This window comes from Mycobacteroides salmoniphilum (assembly GCF_004924335.1).
GTDB classification, from domain to species: domain Bacteria; phylum Actinomycetota; class Actinomycetes; order Mycobacteriales; family Mycobacteriaceae; genus Mycobacterium; species Mycobacterium salmoniphilum.
The window spans coordinates 1,341,439-1,359,636 of sequence record NZ_CP024633.1; the positions used below are offsets into that span (position 1 = coordinate 1,341,439).

Sequence of the window (18,198 nt, forward strand, 5' to 3'; positions counted from 1 at the left end):
CCGTGCGAAAGTGGAAGCGCGTCAACGCGTCTGATGGGACTCGGCTACGTTCGGAGATGGAGCCGCACGAGGCAGCGCTCGTACAGTCGATGGTCACGTCAATGTTGGCAATGCTGGACGAGCGCGAATCATCCACGCCTAGTGACGAATTGGAGCAGTTGACCGGTATTCGCACGGGAAACTCCGAGGCCCCCAGCGATGTCACTCTGGGGCGGCTGCTCCCGGATTTTCACCGCCCCGACCAGGACGACACCAGCAGCATCGAGGCGGTCAGTGGACTCAACAGCGCGCTACGCAGCCTGTATGAGCCCGAAATCATCGACGCCAAACGCGAGGCGGGACAACGGTTATTGCGCACGCTTCCTCCTGAGGGCGGACGGTTCGAGCTGTCCGAGGAGGACGCGCGCGCATGGCTGACCGCGCTGAATGACGTGCGACTGGCGCTGGGAGCGATGCTCGGGATCGACCGCGACGGGCCGCAGGAGCTACCCGCCGACGATCCGATGGCCGGACATATGGACATCTATCACTGGCTGACCGTGATGCAGGAGTTGCTGGTGCTGGCGCTGATGGGGAAATCGGCGGTATGAGCCAGTTCTCCGGGGTGATCACCGACGTTCCCGGAATACTCGTGGGGCATCACCAGCGGCTGGACGCCGATGCCGTCCTCGGATCGGGCTGGGCCACCGGTACCACCGTGGTGCTGGCGCCACCGGGGACCACGGGCGCGGTCGATGTGCGCGGCGGGGCTCCGGGAACGCGTGAATCCGACCTGCTCGATCCGGCCAATACGGTCTCGACGGTCGACGCCATCGTGCTCACCGGAGGAAGCGCCTACGGATTGGCCGCCGCCGACGGAGTGATGCGCTGGCTGGAGGAGCGAGGCAGGGGAGTGGCGCTGCCCGGTGGCACTGTGCCCATCGTCCCCGGGGCGGTCATCTTCGATCTGCCCGTGGGTGCCTGGAAGAATCGGCCCGACGCTGAATTCGGATACCGGGCCGCGGAAGCTGCCCATGATGCGCCGGATTGGGGTGCGGTGGGCGCGGGTGTCGGAGCCCGGGCCGGAACCCTCAAGGGGGGCATCGGGTCGGCCAGCGTGAGTCTGGGCAACGGAATCGTTGTCGGTGCCGTCATTGTCGCCAACCCTGTTGGGCTGGTGATTAATCCGTCGACAGGGCTGCCTTGGGACCCTGCGTGTGCACCGGAGCTGGGCGTGCCCCCGGCCAGCCAGATTGCAGCGCTGGCCGCGTTGCCCGACAAATCAGTCTCGTTGAACACCACGATCGGCGTGGTGGCGACCAACGCCCCGCTGACCAAGGCGCAATGCCGTCGGGTGGCGATCGCCGCCCATGACGGGTTGGCCCGCGCGATCAGACCGGCGCACACCCCGATGGACGGGGACACGTTGTACGCGCTTGCGACCGGGACTGGCGAGGGCGATGCCGAGGCGGCGATGAGCCGCTCGGGCGAAGAGCAGATAGCTCTGACTACCTCGGTGGGGATCGCCGCCGCCGACTGTGTCGAGCGGGCCGTGGTGCGCGCGGTGGTGGGCGCCGGGAGCATTGCCGGAATACCCGCATATCGTGACGTGTTGCCAGGAGCGTTTTCGTAGTGCTCCGCCACGGCGTCAGAGGGAGAGGAAAGGCTGTTGGTGCTTCGTATTCGTGCTGACCTGGTCGAGGCCATGGTCAAGCATGCCCGTGCCGACCACCCCGATGAGGCCTGCGGCGTCCTGGCGGGTCCGGAGGGGTCCGATCGTCCCGAGCGGCACGTGGCCATGATCAACGCCGAGCGGTCTCCGACTTTTTATCGCTTTGATTCCGGTGAGCAGCTTCGCGTTTGGCGCGAGATGGATGACGCCGACGAGGTTCCGGTGGTTGTCTATCACTCTCACACCGCGACCGAGGCCTACCCCAGCCGTACCGATATCAACTTGGCCGCGGAGCCCGATGCGCACTACGTCTTGGTGTCCACTCGCGATCCGGAGCAGCATGAGCTGCGTAGTTACCGGATTGTCGACGGGGTGGTCACCGAAGAGGACATCACCATCGTCGAGCAGTACTAGAGAAAAGGAATGTCCACAGTGTCGATTGAAGTATCGATTCCCACGATCCTGCGCACTCACACCGGCGGCGAGAAGCGCGTCGCCGCAACGGGTTCTACCTTGCAGGCGGTGATCGCGGATCTGGAGTCCAACTATTCCGGGATCTCCGACCGACTCGTCGACGACGGTAAGTTGCACCGTTTCGTCAACATCTATGTCAACGACGAGGACGTGCGGTTCTCGGGTGGGCTGGACACCGTGATCGCCGATGGCGATTCGGTCACCATCCTGCCCGCTGTGGCCGGTGGCTAGCGGCGCATGACCCGCTACGACTCGCTGCTGCAGGCCCTCGGGAATACGCCGTTGGTCGGATTGCAGAGGCTGTCCCCGGCCTGGGACGGCGATCCGCACGTGCGGTTGTGGGCCAAGCTGGAAGACCGCAATCCGACCGGATCCATCAAGGATCGGCCGGCGCTGCGCATGATCGAACAAGCCGAGCAAGACGGGCTGCTGGAACCGGGAGCCACGATTCTCGAGCCCACCAGCGGTAATACCGGCATCTCGATGGCAATGGCCGCGCAGCTCAAGGGCTACAAGATGATCTGCGTGATGCCGGAGAACACCTCCATCGAGCGGCGTCAGCTGCTTGAGCTCTACGGCGCTCGCATCATCTTTTCCGCGGCCGAAGGCGGCTCCAACACCGCCGTCGCCACCGCTAAAGAACTTGCCGCGCAAAACCCTTCGTGGGTGATGCTGTACCAGTACGGCAACCCGGCAAATGCGGCCGCGCACTATCACGGCACCGGCCCGGAGATTCTGGCCGATCTGCCCGAGATCACTCACTTCGTCGCCGGGCTGGGTACCACCGGCACCCTGATGGGTACCGGACGGTTCTTGCGCGAAAAGGTGCCGGGTGTGCAGATTGTCGCTGCCGAGCCGCGGTACGGCGAGGGCGTCTACGCGTTGCGCAACATCGATGAGGGATTCGTGCCCGAGTTGTACGACCCCGAGGTGCTCACCACCCGCTTTTCGGTCGGGTCGTTCGACGCGGTGCGCCGCACCCGTGAGTTGGTTCACGTCGAAGGCATTTTCGCGGGCATCTCGACGGGTGCGATTCTGCACGCGGCCCTCGGCATGGCCGCCAAGGCGGTCAAGGCCGGCGAGCAGGCGGACATCGCCTTCGTGGTGGCCGATGCGGGTTGGAAGTATCTGTCGACCGGTGCGTACGCCGGTACCGTGGATGACGCAGAGGATGCGCTGGAAGGGCAGTTGTGGGCATGACGGGATATCAGGGTGGCCCGGAGGGGTTCCATCCAGCCCGTCCCGAGCGGTCCGGACGTCCGCAGTGGGTCACCGGGGGAATCCTGGTGGTCGCGTTCATTGCGCTGCTCTATGTCGTCGAGGGCATCGATTCGGTCACCGGACACCGTCTCGATGAGAACGGCATTCGCCCCCTGGAGGCCGACGGGCTCGACGGCATCTTGTTCGCCCCACTGCTGCACGCCAACTGGGGGCATCTGGTTGCCAACACGGTGCCCGCGCTCGTCCTGGGTTTCCTGGCGGCGGCCGCCGGGCTCGGACGCTTCCTCCTGGCAACCGCGATCATCTGGGTTCTCGGCGGAGTCGGCACGTGGCTCATCGGCAACCTCGGCTCGCCGTACGAGACCAACCACATCGGGGCGTCGGGCCTGATCTTCGGCTGGCTCACCTATGTGATCGTCAGGGGGTTCTTCAACCGGAGTGTGGGTCAGATCCTCGTCGGCGTCGTCGTCATCGTTCTCTACGGCGGTGTGCTGTGGGGTGTGCTGCCCGGACAGTTCGGGGTGTCCTGGCAGGGACACCTGAGTGGGGCCATCGCCGGTGTGCTCGCGGCCTATTGGCTCTCCGGTAAGGAACGCAAGGCGAAGGCGTCGTCGCCACCGAGGCTTACGACATGACCAGCCCGAGCGCACCTATCGGGATATTCGATTCCGGCGTAGGCGGATTGACCGTCGCGCGGGCCATCATCGATCAGCTGCCCGACGAAGACATCATCTACGTCGGTGACACCGGCAATGGACCCTACGGTCCGCTGACCATTCCGGAGATCCGCAGGCACGCCCTGGCCATCGGCGACGACCTCGTCGGACGCGGGGTGAAAGCCCTGGTAATCGCCTGTAACACGGCATCGGCGGCATGTCTGCGCGACGCCCGAGAGCGCTACGCTCCGGTGCCGGTTATCGAGGTGGTGCTGCCCGCGGTGCGGCGTGCCGTGCACACCACGCACAACAACAAGATTGGTGTCATCGGCACCGCGGCGACCATCGCGTCGGGTGCGTACCAGGACGCGTTCGCGGCCGCGCGCGACACCGAAATCACGGCCGTGGCGTGTCCACGGTTCGTCGATTTCGTCGAGCGGGGCATTACCAGTGGACGTCAGGTGCTGCAGCTGGCGGAGGGCTATCTGGAGCCCCTGCAGCGGGCTCAGGTCGACACCCTGGTGCTGGGCTGTACGCACTATCCGTTGCTGTCCGGACTGATCCAGCTCGCTATGGGCGAGGACATCACGTTGGTGTCGAGCGCCGAGGAAACTGCCAAGGACCTGCTGCGGGTGCTGTCGGAGAGAGATCTGCTGCGGCCACATCCGGATAACCCGAGTGCCTCGCGTCCGAACCGCATTTTCGAGGCAACCGGTGATCCCGATGCGTTCCGCACCCTGGCGGCCCGATTCCTCGGTCCGGCTGTGACGGCAGTGCAAACTCGAGCTAGCGGTGTTCCGGGTTACACCGAAATTGCAACACCTCTCTAACCCTCTGCCGAGACGCTTGCCAGACGTGGCAAGCTAGGGGCTGTGCGAGTCACCGTGCTCGGCTGCTCAGGCAGTGTCACCGGACCGGATTCACCGGCGTCTGGTTACCTCCTGACGGCACCGGATGCGCCACCGTTGGTCGTCGACTTCGGTGGCGGTGTCTTGGGCTCTCTGCAACGTTTCGCCGATCCCGGGTCGGTGTCCGTTCTGCTGTCGCACCTGCATGCCGACCACTGCCTCGACCTGCCCGGTCTGTTCGTGTGGCGCCGCTATCACCCGAATCCGCCCAAGGGCAAAGCGATCATGTACGGGCCCGCTGACACCCTGGTGCGGGTAGGCGCGGCCTCCGCCGAGATCGGGGGCGAGGTCGACGATTTCACCGACATCTTCGACTTGTATGCGTGGAGTGAGGGTGTGCCCGTCGAATTCGGGTCGCTCACCGTGACACCCACCAGGGTGGCGCACCCGCCGGAGTCCTATGGACTGCGGATCGAGGATACGTCGGGCGCCGTCCTGGCCTACAGCGGAGACACCGGCATCTGCGATGCCGTGGTGGAGCTGGCTCGCGATGCCGACGTGTTCCTGTGCGAGGCGTCGTGGACGCATATGCCGGGGCACCGTCCGCCGGACCTTCACCTGTCGGGGACCGAAGCGGGCCAGATCGCGGCCCGAGCGGGTGTGAAGGAACTGCTGCTGACCCACATCCCGCCGTGGACCTCGCGCGAGGACGTCATCGCGGAGGCCAAGTCGGCGTTCGACGGGCCGGTGCGGGCCGTGGTCGCCGGAGAGAGCGTCGACCTGTAGCTCTGCCACTCACACTCGGCACTACGGCGGAGACGATAAGGTCGAGGGCGTGTCCAGAAGAGAAGACGGCAGACAAGACGACGAGATGCGCCCGGTAACCATCACGCGGGGATTCACTGCGCACCCGGCGGGTTCGGTGCTCATCGAGTTCGGCCAGACGCGGGTGATGTGCACCGCCAGTGCCACGGAGGGCGTGCCGCGCTGGCGCAAGGGCTCTGGACTTGGTTGGCTGACAGCCGAATACGCGATGCTGCCGGCCTCTACGCACACCCGCAGCGATCGCGAATCGGTGAAGGGGCGCGTGGGTGGTCGTACCCAGGAGATCAGCCGCTTGATCGGGCGGTCGCTGCGCGCGTGTATCGATTTGTCGGCATTGGGGGAGAACACCATTGCCATCGACTGCGATGTGTTGCAGGCCGACGGCGGAACCCGCACCGCGGCGATCACCGGCGCCTACGTGGCGCTGGCCGACGCGGTGACTTACCTGGCCGCACATGGCAAGCTGGCAGATGAGGAGCCACTGTCCTGCGCGATCGCCGCGGTGAGCGTCGGTGTGGTGGACGGCCGGGTGCGTGTTGACCTTCCGTACGAAGAGGATTCGCGGGCCGAGGTTGACATGAACGTGGTGGCCACCGACACCGGTACGTTGGTAGAGGTGCAGGGCACCGGCGAGGGTGCCACCTTCCCGCGCACAACACTGGACAAGCTGCTGGACGCCGCGGTGGGAGCTGCCGAGCAGCTCTTCGTTCTGCAGAAGGAAGCACTGGCATTGCCGTACCCGGGTGTGCTGCCCGACGCGCCGCAGAAGAAGGCGTTCGGTTCGAAGTAGGCGTGGGGCCATGAAAATACTTGTCGCAAGCCGCAACCCAAAAAAGTTGGCGGAGTTACATCGGGTTCTCGAGTCTTCGGGGGTTACTGGGGTCGAGCTGGTTTCGCTTGCCGACGTGCCCGAATACGAGGAAGCGCCCGAAACCGGTGCCAGCTTTGAGGACAACGCACTGATCAAGGCGCGTGAGGGCGCGCGACACACCGGATTGGCCTGCGTCGCCGATGATTCCGGGATTGCGGTGGACGCGCTGAACTGGATGCCGGGCGTGCTGTCCGCGCGCTGGAGCGGACGTCATGGAGATGACGCCGCCAACACCACGCTGCTGCTCGCCCAGCTTTCCGACGTGCCCGATGAGCGTCGCGGCGCCGCGTTTGTCTCAGCGTGTGCGCTGGTGACACCGGAGGGCGAAGAGGTGGTTGTGGAGGGACGCTGGAAGGGCTCCGTCGCGCGGGAACCCGCGGGGCAGAACGGCTTCGGTTATGACCCCATCTTTGTACCGCGCGGCGGTCTGCGGACCGCGGCGGAAATGACACCCGAAGAGAAGGATGCGGTATCGCATCGCGGGCGGGCGCTGGCGGCGCTGCTGCCGATGCTGCGCAACCTGGTGAACCTCGGCCGCACCGCGCCCTAGCCTCCTGGAGAGCAGCCCCCCGCGTGCGGGGGACTGCTCACGAGGGTTTATGGCTGCAGGATGATCTTTCCGCGGGCGTGGCCCGTCTGGACATACTCGTGGGCCTGGCGCGCTTCGGTCAACGGATAGGTGCGGTCAACGGTGACTTTCAGTTCGCCGTTGCCTGCCAGTCGAATCAGTTCCGGACGGGAGGCGAGCCGTATCTCGGTGCCCGCGTCGGCACCCGGGGCGCCACCCAGCGCCTTGAAGCCATCGCTTGCGGCACGGCCGAATCCGGCAATCGTCGCGATCCTGTCTTTGTCGGCAACGAGCGCCAGGGAAACGTCGGCAGCCTCGTCGGTCCCGACGAGGTCGAGGGCCGCGTCGACGGATCCGATGGCGCTGACACGGTCTTGCAGACCGGGGCCGTACTCGACGGGAATCGCGCCGTAACCACGCAGCTGGTCGTGGCGGGCGGCGCTCGCGGTGGCGATCACTGTCGCACCGCGGGCCTTCGCGAGCTGGGTGGCGAGCAGCCCCACACCGCCTGCGGCACCGTGAATCAGGACGGTGTCGCCCTCCGTGACGTTGGTGGCTTCCAGGAGATGGACCGCGGTCTGGCCGGTGAGGAGGAACCCGGCGGCTTCGGCAAAGGACAGATTCGCCGGCTTCTTGAACACCTCATCCGCCGAGGCGATGACCTGGCCGGCATAGCCACCGATCTGCCCCGCAGCGACGACGTCGTCGCCGGGTTTGAGCCCGTCGACACCTGGACCGACGGCTGCGACTGTTCCGGACACCTCGAGACCGAGGCGCATCGGGAGATTTCCGGGATCGGTACCGAAGGCTCCCGAGTACAACTTCCAGTCGATCGGATTGACGCCGGCGGCCTTGACGTCCACGAGGACTTGGCCCTCACCGGGACTGTCGATCGGCACCTCGCGGAGTTCGAGGACATCGGATGCGCCGTATGCGGTGGCGACTACTGCGTGAGTGGTGGTCATACCGCTATCCAAGCCGCATCTTCATGTCAGTATTCCTGACATTGGAGATTTCTTTTCGTATGGAGCGTTAGACGCCGAACTGCTCCTTGACCTGCTTGGTGCGGTAATGCTCGACGATGAAGCCGAGCAGCGGGATCGTGCCCGCGAGCAGCGTGCCGGCAGTGCGCGGCCACGGCCAGCGCACCTTGATGGCCAGATCGGTGGTGAAGATCAGGTACACGAAGTAGATCCATCCGTGCACAATCCCGATCCAGCTCGGCGGATGCGGAACGTGCTCAATGTATTTGAGCCACATTTCCCAGCAGAGGGCGATCAGCCAGACGCCGGTGGTCCACGCCAGAATGCGATAGCGCCACAGCGCGCCGCGGATCTTCGCGACCGGGGTGGTGACTACGGGCGCGTCGGGCGTGGCTTCATGCTCGGTCACGGGGCGGGCTTCCTATCTTCTTCGGCCAGGGCGGCGAGGTAAGCGTTGTACTCGGTGAGTGTGCGGTCGGCCGGGTCCGGCTTCGCGGCGGCGGGGCGGGCAGGCAGCAGCCCTTCGGGTATCTCGGTCACGCGATCAATGGGCGGCGGGGGTGGACCCTCGTCCTCGTACTGGACGAAGCGCCGGTAGGCCCAGATCACAAAGGCCGCGAACAGCGGCCACTGCAGCGCATAGCCAAGGTTCTGGCCGTCACCGGTCACCGACTCGAATCGCTGGAACTGCCAGTAGGCCAGACCCAGGAACGCGAGCGCACTGACGCCGACCAGCACGATGAGTGCCGGTCTCCGACGCCGTGTAGTGGACACCTTCTGACGGTACCGCGTGAGGTGGATGCGGATGCCAATGCCCCTGGTCAGCGCTTCGGTCCGAGGAACTCGTCGAGACGCGCGGTGGCCGCCTTGCGGTAGATGGAGGCCACGTACCTGGTCGATCGGCTCCAGGGAATGTCGAGACTGTCGAGTGTGGCGGTGAAGAGCCCGAGGATGTCTTCGGAGCGGTTGGTGAAGTGGTATCGGATGCTGGCGACCCCACGGTCGTTGGCGATCACCCGGCAGCCGTCGCTGTGTATCAGGCCGCGAAGAAAGTCCTCGGTGGCCTGATCGACGAGGTCTTGCTGCCACGGTTCGAGGGCGATCTTGCGATGGTGCTTGCGACCGGGGCCGTGCTGAGGGAACAGGCAAGGCCAGTGTTTGGAGTAATGGGACACGTCGACGCAATTGCCGACGCGGTCAACGATCGACGCGTGCTGGCCGGGCATGAGTGCGTCGATCGCTTTCCGGCACTCGGCGATGATCTCGGGGTATTTTGTGTCGCACGTGACTCTCAGGCGCCATGTTCGGGGAGAACGCGAGACGTAGCCGTCGCCGAGATACATGCCCAAGAGGTATGCGTAAGGGCGGGCGAGGAGTGCGCTGAAGCCGTGCCTGGTGCATTCGTCTGACCGTCGCACCTGCTGCGGAGCGCGGCGCCATTGGCACACAGTGCGGCGCGGAATTCCCGTTTGTCGCGATATCGCACAGTCGTTGAGGCCAGCGTTGATCAGGTGTCGGACTGATTCGTACCGCTGATGTGATCGCGTCACTGTGCCCCAACCACGGCCCAACTTATCGGCTGCCACCGACAACGCCCGGAACAATCTCACCTGTAGGATTGCCCTGCCATGCGGGCGTGATGAAATTGGCAGACATGCTGGCTTTAGGTGCCAGTGCTCGAAAGAGCGTGTGGGTTCGAGTCCCTCCGCCCGCACCAAGGGTCTCGTGGGAGACCCGGTGCAATCTCCATCCGCGCCTAGACTTGAAATCGTGGTTCGCGCTGACGGTTTGCTTGATATCGACGATTGCCTGGATGCCGACGGAAACGTCGCACTACCACCTGGCACGACACTGATATCCCTCATCGAGCGCAACATCAGGAACGTCGGGGACACCGTTGCCTATCGTTACCTGGACTTCACCACCTCCGAAGAGGGCGCCCGCATCGAGCTCACCTGGTCCCAGCTCGGGGTGCGTCTGAACGCGGTGGCCGCCACGCTGCAACGCCACATCGACCGCGGCGATCGGGTCGCCATTCTGGCCCCGCAGGGTCTGGACTACGTCGTCGGATTCTTCTCGGCCATCAAGGCCGGCGCCATCGCGGTGCCGCTCTTTGCCCCCGAGCTGCCCGGCCATGCCGAGCGTCTGGACACCGCGTTACGGGACTGCACGCCCACGGTTGTCCTGACCACGGCAGCGGTGCGCGGGGCAGTCCAGGAATTCCTCGACGGCCTCACCGAGATCCCCGCGCCGACAATCCTGGTCATCGACGAGATCCCCGACGATGCAGGGGAGACCTTCGAGTACGTGCATCTCGTGGATGACGATGTCTCACATCTGCAGTACACCTCGGGTGCCACGCGTCCGCCGGTCGGAGTGGAAATCACCCACCGCGCCGTCGGCGTCAACCTGACCCAGATGATCCTGTCGATCGATCTTCTGGACCGAAACACACACGGCTGCAGCTGGTTACCGCTGTACCACGATATGGGTCTGTCCATGATCGGCTTTCCGACGGTCTACGGTGGCCACTCCACCCTCATGTCGCCGACGGCATTCATCCGCCGCCCACAACGCTGGATCAAGGCACTTTCCGATGGATGTAAGGAAGGCCGTGTGATCACCGCCGCGCCGAACTTTGCCTATGAGTACACCGCGCAACGTGGTGTACCCAAGGCCGGCGCGGACGTGGACCTGGGCAACGTCGTGATGATCATCGGCTCCGAGCCGGTGCGTATTGACGCCATCCGTACATTCGAAAAAGCCTTTGCGCCCTTTGGATTACCACCGACCGCGTTCAAACCCTCCTACGGTATCGCCGAGGCCGTCCTGTTCATCTCGAATATCGCCCCGGATGCCGAACCCTCCGTCATCTACCTCGACCGCGAGCAGCTCGCCGAAGGCCGGGCGGTGCCAACCAGCCCCGATGCGCCCACCGCCACCATCCACGTGTCCTGTGGTCAACTGGCCCGCAGTCTCGCGGGTGTCATCGTGGATCCGGAGACGAGTAACGAGCTCCCGGACGGGAGCGTCGGTGAAATCTGGTTGCGGGGCAACAACGTTGGGCGGGGGTACTGGGGCCGCCCCGAGGATACGGCGAGCACATTCCACGCCCGGCTCGGCGAGACGCTCGCGACAAGTCATACGGACAAGGCCAATGCGGGCGGTGACTGGCTGCGCACCGGCGATATGGGCTTCTACCTGGCCGGTGAGTTGTACGTCACCGGCCGCATGGCCGACCACCTCACCGTGGATGGACGCGGCCACTATCCGCAGGACATCGAGGCCACCGTTGCCGACGCCTCGCCGATTGTCCGCCGCGGATACGTCACCGCGTTCACCATCGATAACGGTCTGGTCATCGTTGCCGAACGGGCCTCGCGCACCGCCACGGCCGACCCGCAGGAGGCCATCGACGCGATCCGTGCGGCGGCCCGCACCCAACACGGCCTGGAGCTCGCCGACGTGCGATTGCTGTCCGCGGGAGCCATCCCACGGACCACCAGCGGAAAGCTGGCGCGATGGGCCTGTCGCCGCCAGTACGTGGACGGAACCCTGGGTGTTCACGGAGATCCCAGCTAACTCATTTGCCTCATTTGTCCCACGTCAGCGAGCCCATTCGCCACGCCCCCGTCGGCCCGGTAGGTTTTCCGGGCCAGCGGCTATGACGGCCGCGCGGGCCGGGGCACAAGCGCTAGCGATGTGATGGAGGTGTGCGATGAATGACCTGACGATCGGCGAGCTGTTCGCGCACAACGACGACGTGCAGAAATCCCGCGCGGTCAGGCTGCTGGCCGCCAAGAATCTGGCGCCGTACATCACGCTCATGGAGCGTCACCTGGACCGCAGCGCGAAGGTTTCCGAGCCCCAGCTGGTGGCCAAGCTGGACCGGGACGTGGGCGCGGTCGGGCTGGGTGAGCAGTCAGGACTTGCCCTCATCAAGAGCTGGGCCAGTGACGGCTGGTTGCACCGCGCGTCGGATGGCGCTGGTCCCGACGCCGAGAACGTCTGCTCACTGACCGAGGATGCCCGCAGCGCGCTGGCCTTCGTACGCCGCCTGCGCCGCGCCGACAGCGTGGCCACCGGCGGATCCATCGCGGGTATCGCCGCGGGTCTCAAGCGGGTCGCGACCCAACTGGACGGCGACCCATCCCGCCTGCGTGCCGATATCGAAGCCCAGATCGCTGAGCTGCAGACCCTGTTGCACGCCATCGATGACGGATATCGCCCCGAACCGGACATCGTCGATCTTGAGGACGAGACCCGGGCCATCGCCTACCAGATGGAACAGGTGATCACCGACATCGTGCGTTACGGCAGCATGCAGAACGAGATCACCGCCGGACTCATCGATGCCGCGGAGGACTCCGACACCGGGTTCCGGGACCGCGCACGACGGATGTTCGCCGACTATGACGCACTCTTCGACTCCCGGGAACGGGCCTCCTACGCCGCCTTCACGCGCACCATCCAAGACCCCGATCAGCGCGCCGCCCTGCGCGGTGATATCGCTTGTGTGGCTGAGGGATTGCCCGAGCTCGATCCGGGGCTGCGTGACGTCATGAAGAACTTCTTCAAACTGGTGTCGCAACAGGTCGCAGAGGTCTCCCGCATCGAACAGCGCTGCGCACAGCGCATCCGGCGATTCTTTGCCGCCGGCACCACGGAGCAGGCGCGCGGCCGCGCGCGACAGCTCAACGACGCACTGGCCGCCGGGCACGCCCTGCTCAAGGTGTCCACCGCGGACTCGCTGATTGACGCCGAGCTACCGATCGGCCGCTCGGCCGCGGCCGCCATTGGCGCTCTCTCGTTCACCATCAAGGACACCGCCCCGCCGGTGCTGGCGCAGGATGCGCCATCGGGGCTACTCGATTTGAGCGGATTCTCGGCGCTGGCCACTCAGGTGGATATGGCCTCATTAGCCGAAACCGTGAACAACGCCGTGGCCAAGGGGCCGGTGTCGTTGCCCGACATGATCTCTCACGTCGAAGCGCCGTACCTGGGTGATGTCATCGTGTTGTGGTCGCTTGCCCTCAAGCAGGACAGCACTGCCGACCGTGAATCGGTAAGAGTGAAGTTCCGGTCCCTCGACGGGCAGGACCGGGTGATGGAGGTGCCGCAGTTGATGTTCCGTGAACCAGTGCTGGCGAGTGTCGAGGAAGAAATATGAGCGCCGTGACCACAGGTTCCCCCTTGGGAAACATCAACTTCGATGATCTCCCCGGTGTGGAGCCCGATGCTTCGGCGCCAAGAATCGTCAAGGGGCCGCGGTTCGACGGCGATACCAGCGAGCTGCCGGACAAGGCGTGCTGGGCGCTGCAGAACCTGGTGGCTCGGCGTTATCTGAGCAAGGATGGCCAGCCCGAGCTGTGGGCATCGATGATCGAGCACCGCAAGGTGTTGGCCTCGCGCCTGTCCGAATTGGACCTACGGCTGCGGGTTTTCGACGATCTTGAGGTCGCGTACGCCGAGCCGGCTCCGTTGGAGAATCCCAGCGCGTACGGTGCTCGGGTGTTGCGCCGGGAACCCCTGGGTACCTACGCGTCGATCGTGGCGCTGCACCTGGCCAAGATCGCACGGACCGCACACGACGAGCATGTATTGGTGAGCCGCGACGATATCCACGAGCTCTTCGCCAACGTCAGCCACGATATCGACCGCGATGAAGCGATGCTGCGCGATCGTGTCGACGAGGCCATCAAACGCCTGTCCAAGGCCGAGATCCTGCAACGCACCCGCGATGACGAGCACAGCTACACCATCAGCCCCGTCATCAACGCGCTGATGTCCGCACAGATGATCGAGGCGTTGCAACGCCAGTACGAGCAGCTTCAGCGCGGCGGTACCGCCCCGGAAGACTCCACCGACGAAGAAGATGGCGATACCGATGACGATGAATGACGACCTGAATGGCAGGCCGAGTGGCGCAGCCACCCAGCAGTTCTGGCTGTCTCGACTGCAGGTCATCAACTGGGGTGTCTTCGACGGGTACCACAGCATTGAGTTCAGCCGCCGCGGCACGCTGATCACCGGCTCCTCCGGCAGTGGGAAATCTTCTCTGCTGGACGCGATCTCGCTGGCATTTCTGTCGTCAAACCGCCGTAACTTCAACGCATCCAGTGATACCACCGCCGCGGGCTCCAATATGGGCAAGCGCACCGTCGACAAGTACGTGCGCGGTCTGTGGGGTGAGCTGAAGAACCCGGGGGAGCGGCCCAAGCAGATGTTCCTGCGCGGTAAGGGCGGGGCGTGGTCGGCGATCGCGGTCACGTATGCGGGTACCGATGGCCGGGTAATCACCGGTCTGGTACTCAAATGGCTTGCTCCGGGCTCAGATTCGGACTCCTCGAGTCGCTACTACCTGATTGACGCCGACGCCGATATCCGAGACCTGTGCAATGCCTGGGCGAGTAGGGGATATTCCGCCGCAGTCTTCGAAGGCGCGGGCTGGCGTGGCCACAAGAGTGAACGCTGGTACCTGGAACAGCTATACGCCGCCGTTGGTATTCAGGGCTCGTCGGCCGCGCAGCAGCTGCTGGGCAAGGCCAAGTCGCTCAAGAGCGTTGGTGGCCTGGAACAGTTCGTGCGCGAATACATGCTCGACGAGCCGGAGTCCATGGCCGCGATCTCCGAGGCGCTGGGTCAGATCACCCCGTTGGTCGACGCGCGTGCCGCGCTCGCGGTCGCACAGCGCCAGCGGCAGACCCTGGGCGACATCGAACAGATCCAGCAGACGTACGCCAGCGATGCCGCACAGCTGGCCACCGTCGACGTCGTGGACCACCACACCGTGCGCGACTATGTAGACCAGCAGCGGCTTGCGCTGGCGGGACCCGAGATCGATCTGCTGGACACTGAGATCACCCGGCTCGGCGGTGAATGCGACGAAATCCAGTCGCGCCAGGACATTCTCACCGGTGAACGGGACAAGCTGCTCGGCCGGATCGCCGCCGCCGACAGCAACCTGGCACCGCTCAAGAGCGAGCTGGCTCATGCCCGTGCCCGTGCCGAGGAGGTATCGCGCCGGCGCACCGCCTACGACAGCGCGCTAGGTGACCTTGGGCACGACGAGGACGTCGAATCGGCCGAGGAATTTGAAGCCATGCGGGTGGAGAGCCTGCGTGCGGTTACTCGGATCAACGCGGAGCTCGAAGCCGGACATGACGCCTACGTGATGGCCGCCGGTGCACTGTCGACGGCGCGCGATCAACTGCGGGCAGCGTCCACCGAGCTCAAGCGCGTCGAGCATCTGGGAACCCCGGTGCCTCCCGACGAGGACCGCATGCGTGGCGAAATCGCAGCAGCACTGGGCCTTACCGCCAAGGAACTGCCCTATGTCTGTGAACTGATGGATCTGCGTCCGGGCCAGGAGCGGTGGCGCAAATCCGTCGAGAAGGTGCTGCGATCCACCGGCTTGTGCCTGCTGGTACCCGACCAGCACCACCGGCAGGTACTGCGATACGTCAATGAGCACCCGATGCGCGGCTACCTACAAATGGAACGAGTGATCCCGTCGGGCTCGCCTCGACGCGCCGAACCCGGCACGCTCGCCGACTGCCTGCGCCTCACCAACCCGAATCACGAATGCGCCGGTGCCGCCATGAATCTGGTCGCCGGCGTGGGCGATTACGTGTTGGTAGATACCCCCGACGAGTTCAGTAAGCACCGCCGTGCCGTCACTGATCAGGGTCTGCGCAAGGACGGCGACCGGCGCGCGGTCAAGGATGACCGGCGCGAACTGCGTGCGTCGCAGTACATCTATCAGGGCAATGCCGGTGACAAGCGCGCGGCGCTCTCCGATGACGTGGTCGAGGCTCAGCAGGCCGTCGGTGACGCCGAGAAGTTCATCGGCGAAATGGATACCAAGCGCGAGGAACTGCGCTCCGAAGTGGTGCGGTGGTCCAAACTGCACAGCCAGTACGAGTATTGGAGCCAGATCGATACGGATTCGGCGGAAGCCGCCGTGGCACGGCTGCAAGACCAATACGAGACGATGCTGGAGGCCAACCCCGACCTCACCAGTCTGCAACAACAGGCCGATTCGTATCTCGACGAGATCAAGAAGCTCTCGGAGCGTATTGGTGCGTTGAGAAGGCAAGAATCTGAACATGATTCGCGTCGAACCCGGCTCCTGGATCTGATGGACAACCTGAATCCGCGCGAGGTGGGTGGGCACACCCGATCCGGTATCGAAACGTATGTTCCGCAGCTCTCGTCAAGCCTGGACGTGCTGGAGCCGGACTCCTACCGGCTGGAGCTGTGGCGTCAGATCGAGAAGGACCAGTCGGTGCTGCGCGAGAGCGTCACCCGCTCGCGAAACGAGCTCAACCGAATCCTCAACGCTTACGACCGGGACTTCCCGGACTCGATTCCCAATGACAGTGAGAACTTCGACGAGAAGATCCACGACTATGTCGCCTTGTGCCGCCGGATCGACGAGCGTGACCTGCCCGCCGCCTACGAGCGGATGCTGCGGCTGATTACCGAGCAGGCACCCACCGCGGTGCTGCGGCTGCACCAGCTCGCGGAGGAGGAGGCGCACCGCATCACCGACCAGATCGACCGGGTAAACAGCGGTTTGGGTTCGGTGGAGTTCAACCGTGGGACGCGCTTGACCCTGCGTGCCGAGCCCAAGGCACTTGAGGCGGTGGGAGAGCTCAACGAGCGGGCCCGGCGCATCTCCGGACGCGCGGTCGCAGTTTCGATGGGAGACGAGAAGGCCATCCACGACCAGTACCAAGACATTCTGCAGTTGCGGAATCTGCTGGCCGCCGAGACTCCTGAGGCCCGACAGTGGACGCGCGACGCGTTGGATGTACGCAACCGCTTCGTGTTGTACTGCGAGGAGCGCGATGCCACGAGCGGCGAAGCGATCCGCACCTACAGTAATGCGGGCGCGAATTCCGGTGGGGAACAAGAGAAGCTGATGGCGTTCTGCCTCGCGGGTGCATTGAGCTTCAACCTGGCCAACCCCGAGACGGGGGATAACCGGCCGGTGTTCGCCCAGCTGATGCTCGACGAGGCGTTCTCGAAGTCCGACCCGCAGTTCGCGCAGCAGGCGCTGTCGGCATTCCGTAAGTTCGGGTTCCAGCTGGTGATCGTTGCCACCGTGCAGAACACCACGACCATTCAGCCCTATATCGACAGCGTGGTCATGGTGTCCAAGCCCGACGGTCCGGGTGTGCGGCCTGTGGCCTCGACACGCACCGTGCCCATCGGGGAGCTCGGCGACGTGCGCAAGGCAGTGGCCGCGCGCTAGCGGCCCACGAACTCGGCGGTAGTGCGGGTCAGGAATGCCTGCACGCCCAGGGCGGCGTCCTCCGTGGTGAACAGCTCGCGGATGGTGGGTACAAGCTGTGCCTCGGCAGCGGCCTCGCCCTCGGCTAGCGCCAACCGGGCATTGCGCAAGGTGGCTTGCACGCCCAGCGGTGCCTGGCGCGCGATGGTGTGGGCGATGGCGATCGCCTTGTCGACATGCTCGCCGACGGGCACGACCTCCTGCACGATCCCGATACGATGCGCTTCAGCGGCGTCGAAGGGCTCTGCGGTCAGCATCCACCGCATTGCGTTACCCCAACCGGCAGTACGCGGGAAGCGAATGGTGGCACCACCGAACGGGTAGATGCCACGGTTGATTTCGAGCTGTGCGAACGTCGCGGTCTCGTCCGCGATCACGATATCGGCGGCGAGCGCGAGCTCGATGCCCAGCGTGAGCACCTTGCCGTGCACGGCGACGACAAGTGGCTTGGACAAATGCGTACCGTCCACCTGCCACGGGTTGATTCCGTTTTCGGCAGTCAATGACGCGCCGTTCTGAATCTCGGCCGCCACGCTGGCCAGATCGAGGCCGGCGGTGAACATCGTCCCTTCCCCGTACAGGACCGCGGCCCGCAGCTCGGCATCCGCGTCGAATTCGCCGAATGCCCGTGACAGCTCCTGGAGCATCGCCTTGTCGAACGCGTTGCGCTTGGCGGGCCGGTTCAGGCCGATTACCAGGACGTATCCGTCGCGCCGGATGCTCAGGGTTTCGTACTCAGACATTGACTTCTCCGTCTCGGTAGCGAACTATGTAGAGCAGCATACATAGCCTCGTGCCCCTCG

Annotated in this window: 19 protein-coding genes and 1 tRNA gene; 15 read left to right on the plus strand and 5 right to left on the minus strand. The window is 64.9% G+C overall.

Annotation, left to right across the window (positions count from 1 at the left end; all coding sequences use genetic code 11):
* Positions 1-2: 2 nt before the first annotated feature.
* Genes aosR through rdgB form a run of 10 tightly spaced genes read left to right on the plus strand, consistent with a single transcriptional unit; the run spans position 3 to position 7,096 of the window.
* Entirely contained in the window at positions 3-590 is a 588-nt protein-coding gene (gene aosR / locus DSM43276_RS06700; RefSeq protein ID WP_078328831.1) for an oxidative stress transcriptional regulator AosR, read from the plus strand.
* Positions 587-1,612, plus strand: a complete 1,026-nt coding sequence (locus DSM43276_RS06705) for a P1 family peptidase (protein WP_078328832.1) — start codon at positions 587-589, stop codon at positions 1,610-1,612. Before aosR ends, DSM43276_RS06705 begins: the two co-directional genes overlap by 4 nt.
* A gap of 39 nt (positions 1,613-1,651) precedes the next feature.
* Complete coding sequence (locus DSM43276_RS06710; protein ID WP_078328846.1) at positions 1,652-2,065, plus strand: M67 family metallopeptidase; 414 nt, start codon at positions 1,652-1,654, stop codon at positions 2,063-2,065.
* 18 nt (positions 2,066-2,083) lie between these two features.
* Positions 2,084-2,356, plus strand: a complete 273-nt coding sequence (locus tag DSM43276_RS06715; protein ID WP_078328845.1) for a MoaD/ThiS family protein — start codon at positions 2,084-2,086, stop codon at positions 2,354-2,356.
* Between the two features lie 6 nt (positions 2,357-2,362).
* Positions 2,363-3,325: a cysteine synthase gene (locus tag DSM43276_RS06720; protein ID WP_078328833.1), complete on the plus strand. Its 963-nt coding sequence runs from the start codon at positions 2,363-2,365 to the stop codon at positions 3,323-3,325.
* Positions 3,322-3,981, plus strand: a complete 660-nt coding sequence (locus DSM43276_RS06725; RefSeq protein WP_078328847.1) for a rhomboid family intramembrane serine protease — start codon at positions 3,322-3,324, stop codon at positions 3,979-3,981. Before DSM43276_RS06720 ends, DSM43276_RS06725 begins: the two co-directional genes overlap by 4 nt.
* On the plus strand, positions 3,978-4,832 hold the full coding sequence (gene murI / locus DSM43276_RS06730) for a glutamate racemase (protein ID WP_078325343.1): 855 nt from the start codon (positions 3,978-3,980) through the stop codon (positions 4,830-4,832). The genes DSM43276_RS06725 and murI overlap by 4 nt, the downstream gene beginning before the upstream one ends.
* A gap of 42 nt (positions 4,833-4,874) precedes the next feature.
* Complete coding sequence (locus tag DSM43276_RS06735; RefSeq protein WP_078328834.1) at positions 4,875-5,636, plus strand: cyclic nucleotide-degrading phosphodiesterase; 762 nt, start codon at positions 4,875-4,877, stop codon at positions 5,634-5,636.
* Between the two features lie 49 nt (positions 5,637-5,685).
* The gene (gene rph, locus DSM43276_RS06740; RefSeq protein ID WP_078328835.1) at positions 5,686-6,465 is read left to right on the plus strand and encodes a ribonuclease PH; all 780 of its coding nucleotides are present in this window, start codon (positions 5,686-5,688) and stop codon (positions 6,463-6,465) included.
* Positions 6,466-6,475: 10 nt separating this feature from the next.
* Positions 6,476-7,096, plus strand: coding sequence for an RdgB/HAM1 family non-canonical purine NTP pyrophosphatase (rdgB, locus tag DSM43276_RS06745; RefSeq protein ID WP_078328836.1), 621 nt, complete (start codon positions 6,476-6,478; stop codon positions 7,094-7,096).
* 47 nt (positions 7,097-7,143) lie between these two features.
* Here the strand turns inward: rdgB and DSM43276_RS06750 are convergent, their stop codons facing one another.
* The 4 genes from DSM43276_RS06750 to DSM43276_RS06765 form a co-directional block, all read right to left on the minus strand.
* On the minus strand, positions 7,144-8,079 hold the full coding sequence (locus DSM43276_RS06750) for an NADP-dependent oxidoreductase (protein WP_136629000.1): 936 nt from the start codon (positions 8,077-8,079) through the stop codon (positions 7,144-7,146).
* A 67-nt stretch (positions 8,080-8,146) separates the two neighbouring features.
* Positions 8,147-8,506, minus strand: a complete 360-nt coding sequence (locus DSM43276_RS06755; protein ID WP_078288989.1) for a DUF3817 domain-containing protein — start codon at positions 8,504-8,506, stop codon at positions 8,147-8,149.
* A complete protein-coding gene (locus DSM43276_RS06760; RefSeq protein ID WP_191986611.1) occupies positions 8,503-8,871 on the minus strand; it encodes a hypothetical protein in 369 nt (122 codons plus the stop codon). The genes DSM43276_RS06755 and DSM43276_RS06760 overlap by 4 nt, the downstream gene beginning before the upstream one ends.
* A 47-nt stretch (positions 8,872-8,918) precedes the next feature.
* Positions 8,919-9,440 (minus strand): hypothetical protein, encoded by a 522-nt coding sequence (locus DSM43276_RS06765; RefSeq protein ID WP_234802982.1) that lies wholly within the window; start codon positions 9,438-9,440, stop codon positions 8,919-8,921.
* A 287-nt stretch (positions 9,441-9,727) separates the two neighbouring features.
* On the opposite strand from DSM43276_RS06765, the gene DSM43276_RS06770 reads away from it, so the two are divergent.
* The 5 genes from DSM43276_RS06770 to DSM43276_RS06790 all read left to right on the plus strand — a co-directional run bounded on the left by DSM43276_RS06770 (position 9,728) and on the right by DSM43276_RS06790 (position 17,356).
* A tRNA-Leu gene (locus DSM43276_RS06770) sits at positions 9,728-9,814 on the plus strand.
* Between the two features lie 53 nt (positions 9,815-9,867).
* Entirely contained in the window at positions 9,868-11,679 is a 1,812-nt protein-coding gene (locus tag DSM43276_RS06775) for a fatty acyl-AMP ligase (RefSeq protein ID WP_078328849.1), read from the plus strand.
* Between the two features lie 136 nt (positions 11,680-11,815).
* Entirely contained in the window at positions 11,816-13,267 is a 1,452-nt protein-coding gene (locus DSM43276_RS06780) for a DUF3375 family protein (RefSeq protein ID WP_078328850.1), read from the plus strand.
* Between the two features lie 5 nt (positions 13,268-13,272).
* Positions 13,273-13,998, plus strand: a complete 726-nt coding sequence (locus DSM43276_RS06785; RefSeq protein ID WP_412458639.1) for a DUF4194 domain-containing protein — start codon at positions 13,273-13,275, stop codon at positions 13,996-13,998.
* The gene (locus DSM43276_RS06790) at positions 13,991-17,356 is read left to right on the plus strand and encodes an ATP-binding protein (protein ID WP_078328851.1); all 3,366 of its coding nucleotides are present in this window, start codon (positions 13,991-13,993) and stop codon (positions 17,354-17,356) included. The genes DSM43276_RS06785 and DSM43276_RS06790 overlap by 8 nt, the downstream gene beginning before the upstream one ends.
* Here the strand turns inward: DSM43276_RS06790 and DSM43276_RS06795 are convergent.
* A complete protein-coding gene (locus DSM43276_RS06795) occupies positions 17,353-18,138 on the minus strand; it encodes a crotonase/enoyl-CoA hydratase family protein (protein ID WP_078328852.1) in 786 nt (261 codons plus the stop codon). The genes DSM43276_RS06790 and DSM43276_RS06795 overlap by 4 nt on opposite strands.
* Positions 18,139-18,198 lie beyond the last annotated feature (60 nt).

What these genes read in the sequence shown, in the direction of transcription:
- DSM43276_RS06790 (WP_078328851.1), top strand. Translation starts at nt 13,991, where the DNA reads ATGAATGACGACCTGAATGGCAGGCCGAGTGGCGCAGCCACCCAGCAG.
- DSM43276_RS06720 (WP_078328833.1), top strand. Translation starts at nt 2,363, where the DNA reads ATGACCCGCTACGACTCGCTGCTGCAGGCCCTCGGGAATACGCCGTTG.
- rdgB (WP_078328836.1), top strand. Translation starts at nt 6,476, where the DNA reads ATGAAAATACTTGTCGCAAGCCGCAACCCAAAAAAGTTGGCGGAGTTA.
- murI (WP_078325343.1), top strand. Translation starts at nt 3,978, where the DNA reads ATGACCAGCCCGAGCGCACCTATCGGGATATTCGATTCCGGCGTAGGC.
- DSM43276_RS06725 (WP_078328847.1), top strand. Translation starts at nt 3,322, where the DNA reads ATGACGGGATATCAGGGTGGCCCGGAGGGGTTCCATCCAGCCCGTCCC.
- DSM43276_RS06705 (WP_078328832.1), top strand. Translation starts at nt 587, where the DNA reads ATGAGCCAGTTCTCCGGGGTGATCACCGACGTTCCCGGAATACTCGTG.
- DSM43276_RS06765 (WP_234802982.1), bottom strand. Translation starts at nt 9,440, where the DNA reads ATGTATCTCGGCGACGGCTACGTCTCGCGTTCTCCCCGAACATGGCGC.
- DSM43276_RS06780 (WP_078328850.1), top strand. Translation starts at nt 11,816, where the DNA reads ATGAATGACCTGACGATCGGCGAGCTGTTCGCGCACAACGACGACGTG.
- DSM43276_RS06795 (WP_078328852.1), bottom strand. Translation starts at nt 18,138, where the DNA reads ATGTCTGAGTACGAAACCCTGAGCATCCGGCGCGACGGATACGTCCTG.
- DSM43276_RS06750 (WP_136629000.1), bottom strand. Translation starts at nt 8,079, where the DNA reads ATGACCACCACTCACGCAGTAGTCGCCACCGCATACGGCGCATCCGAT.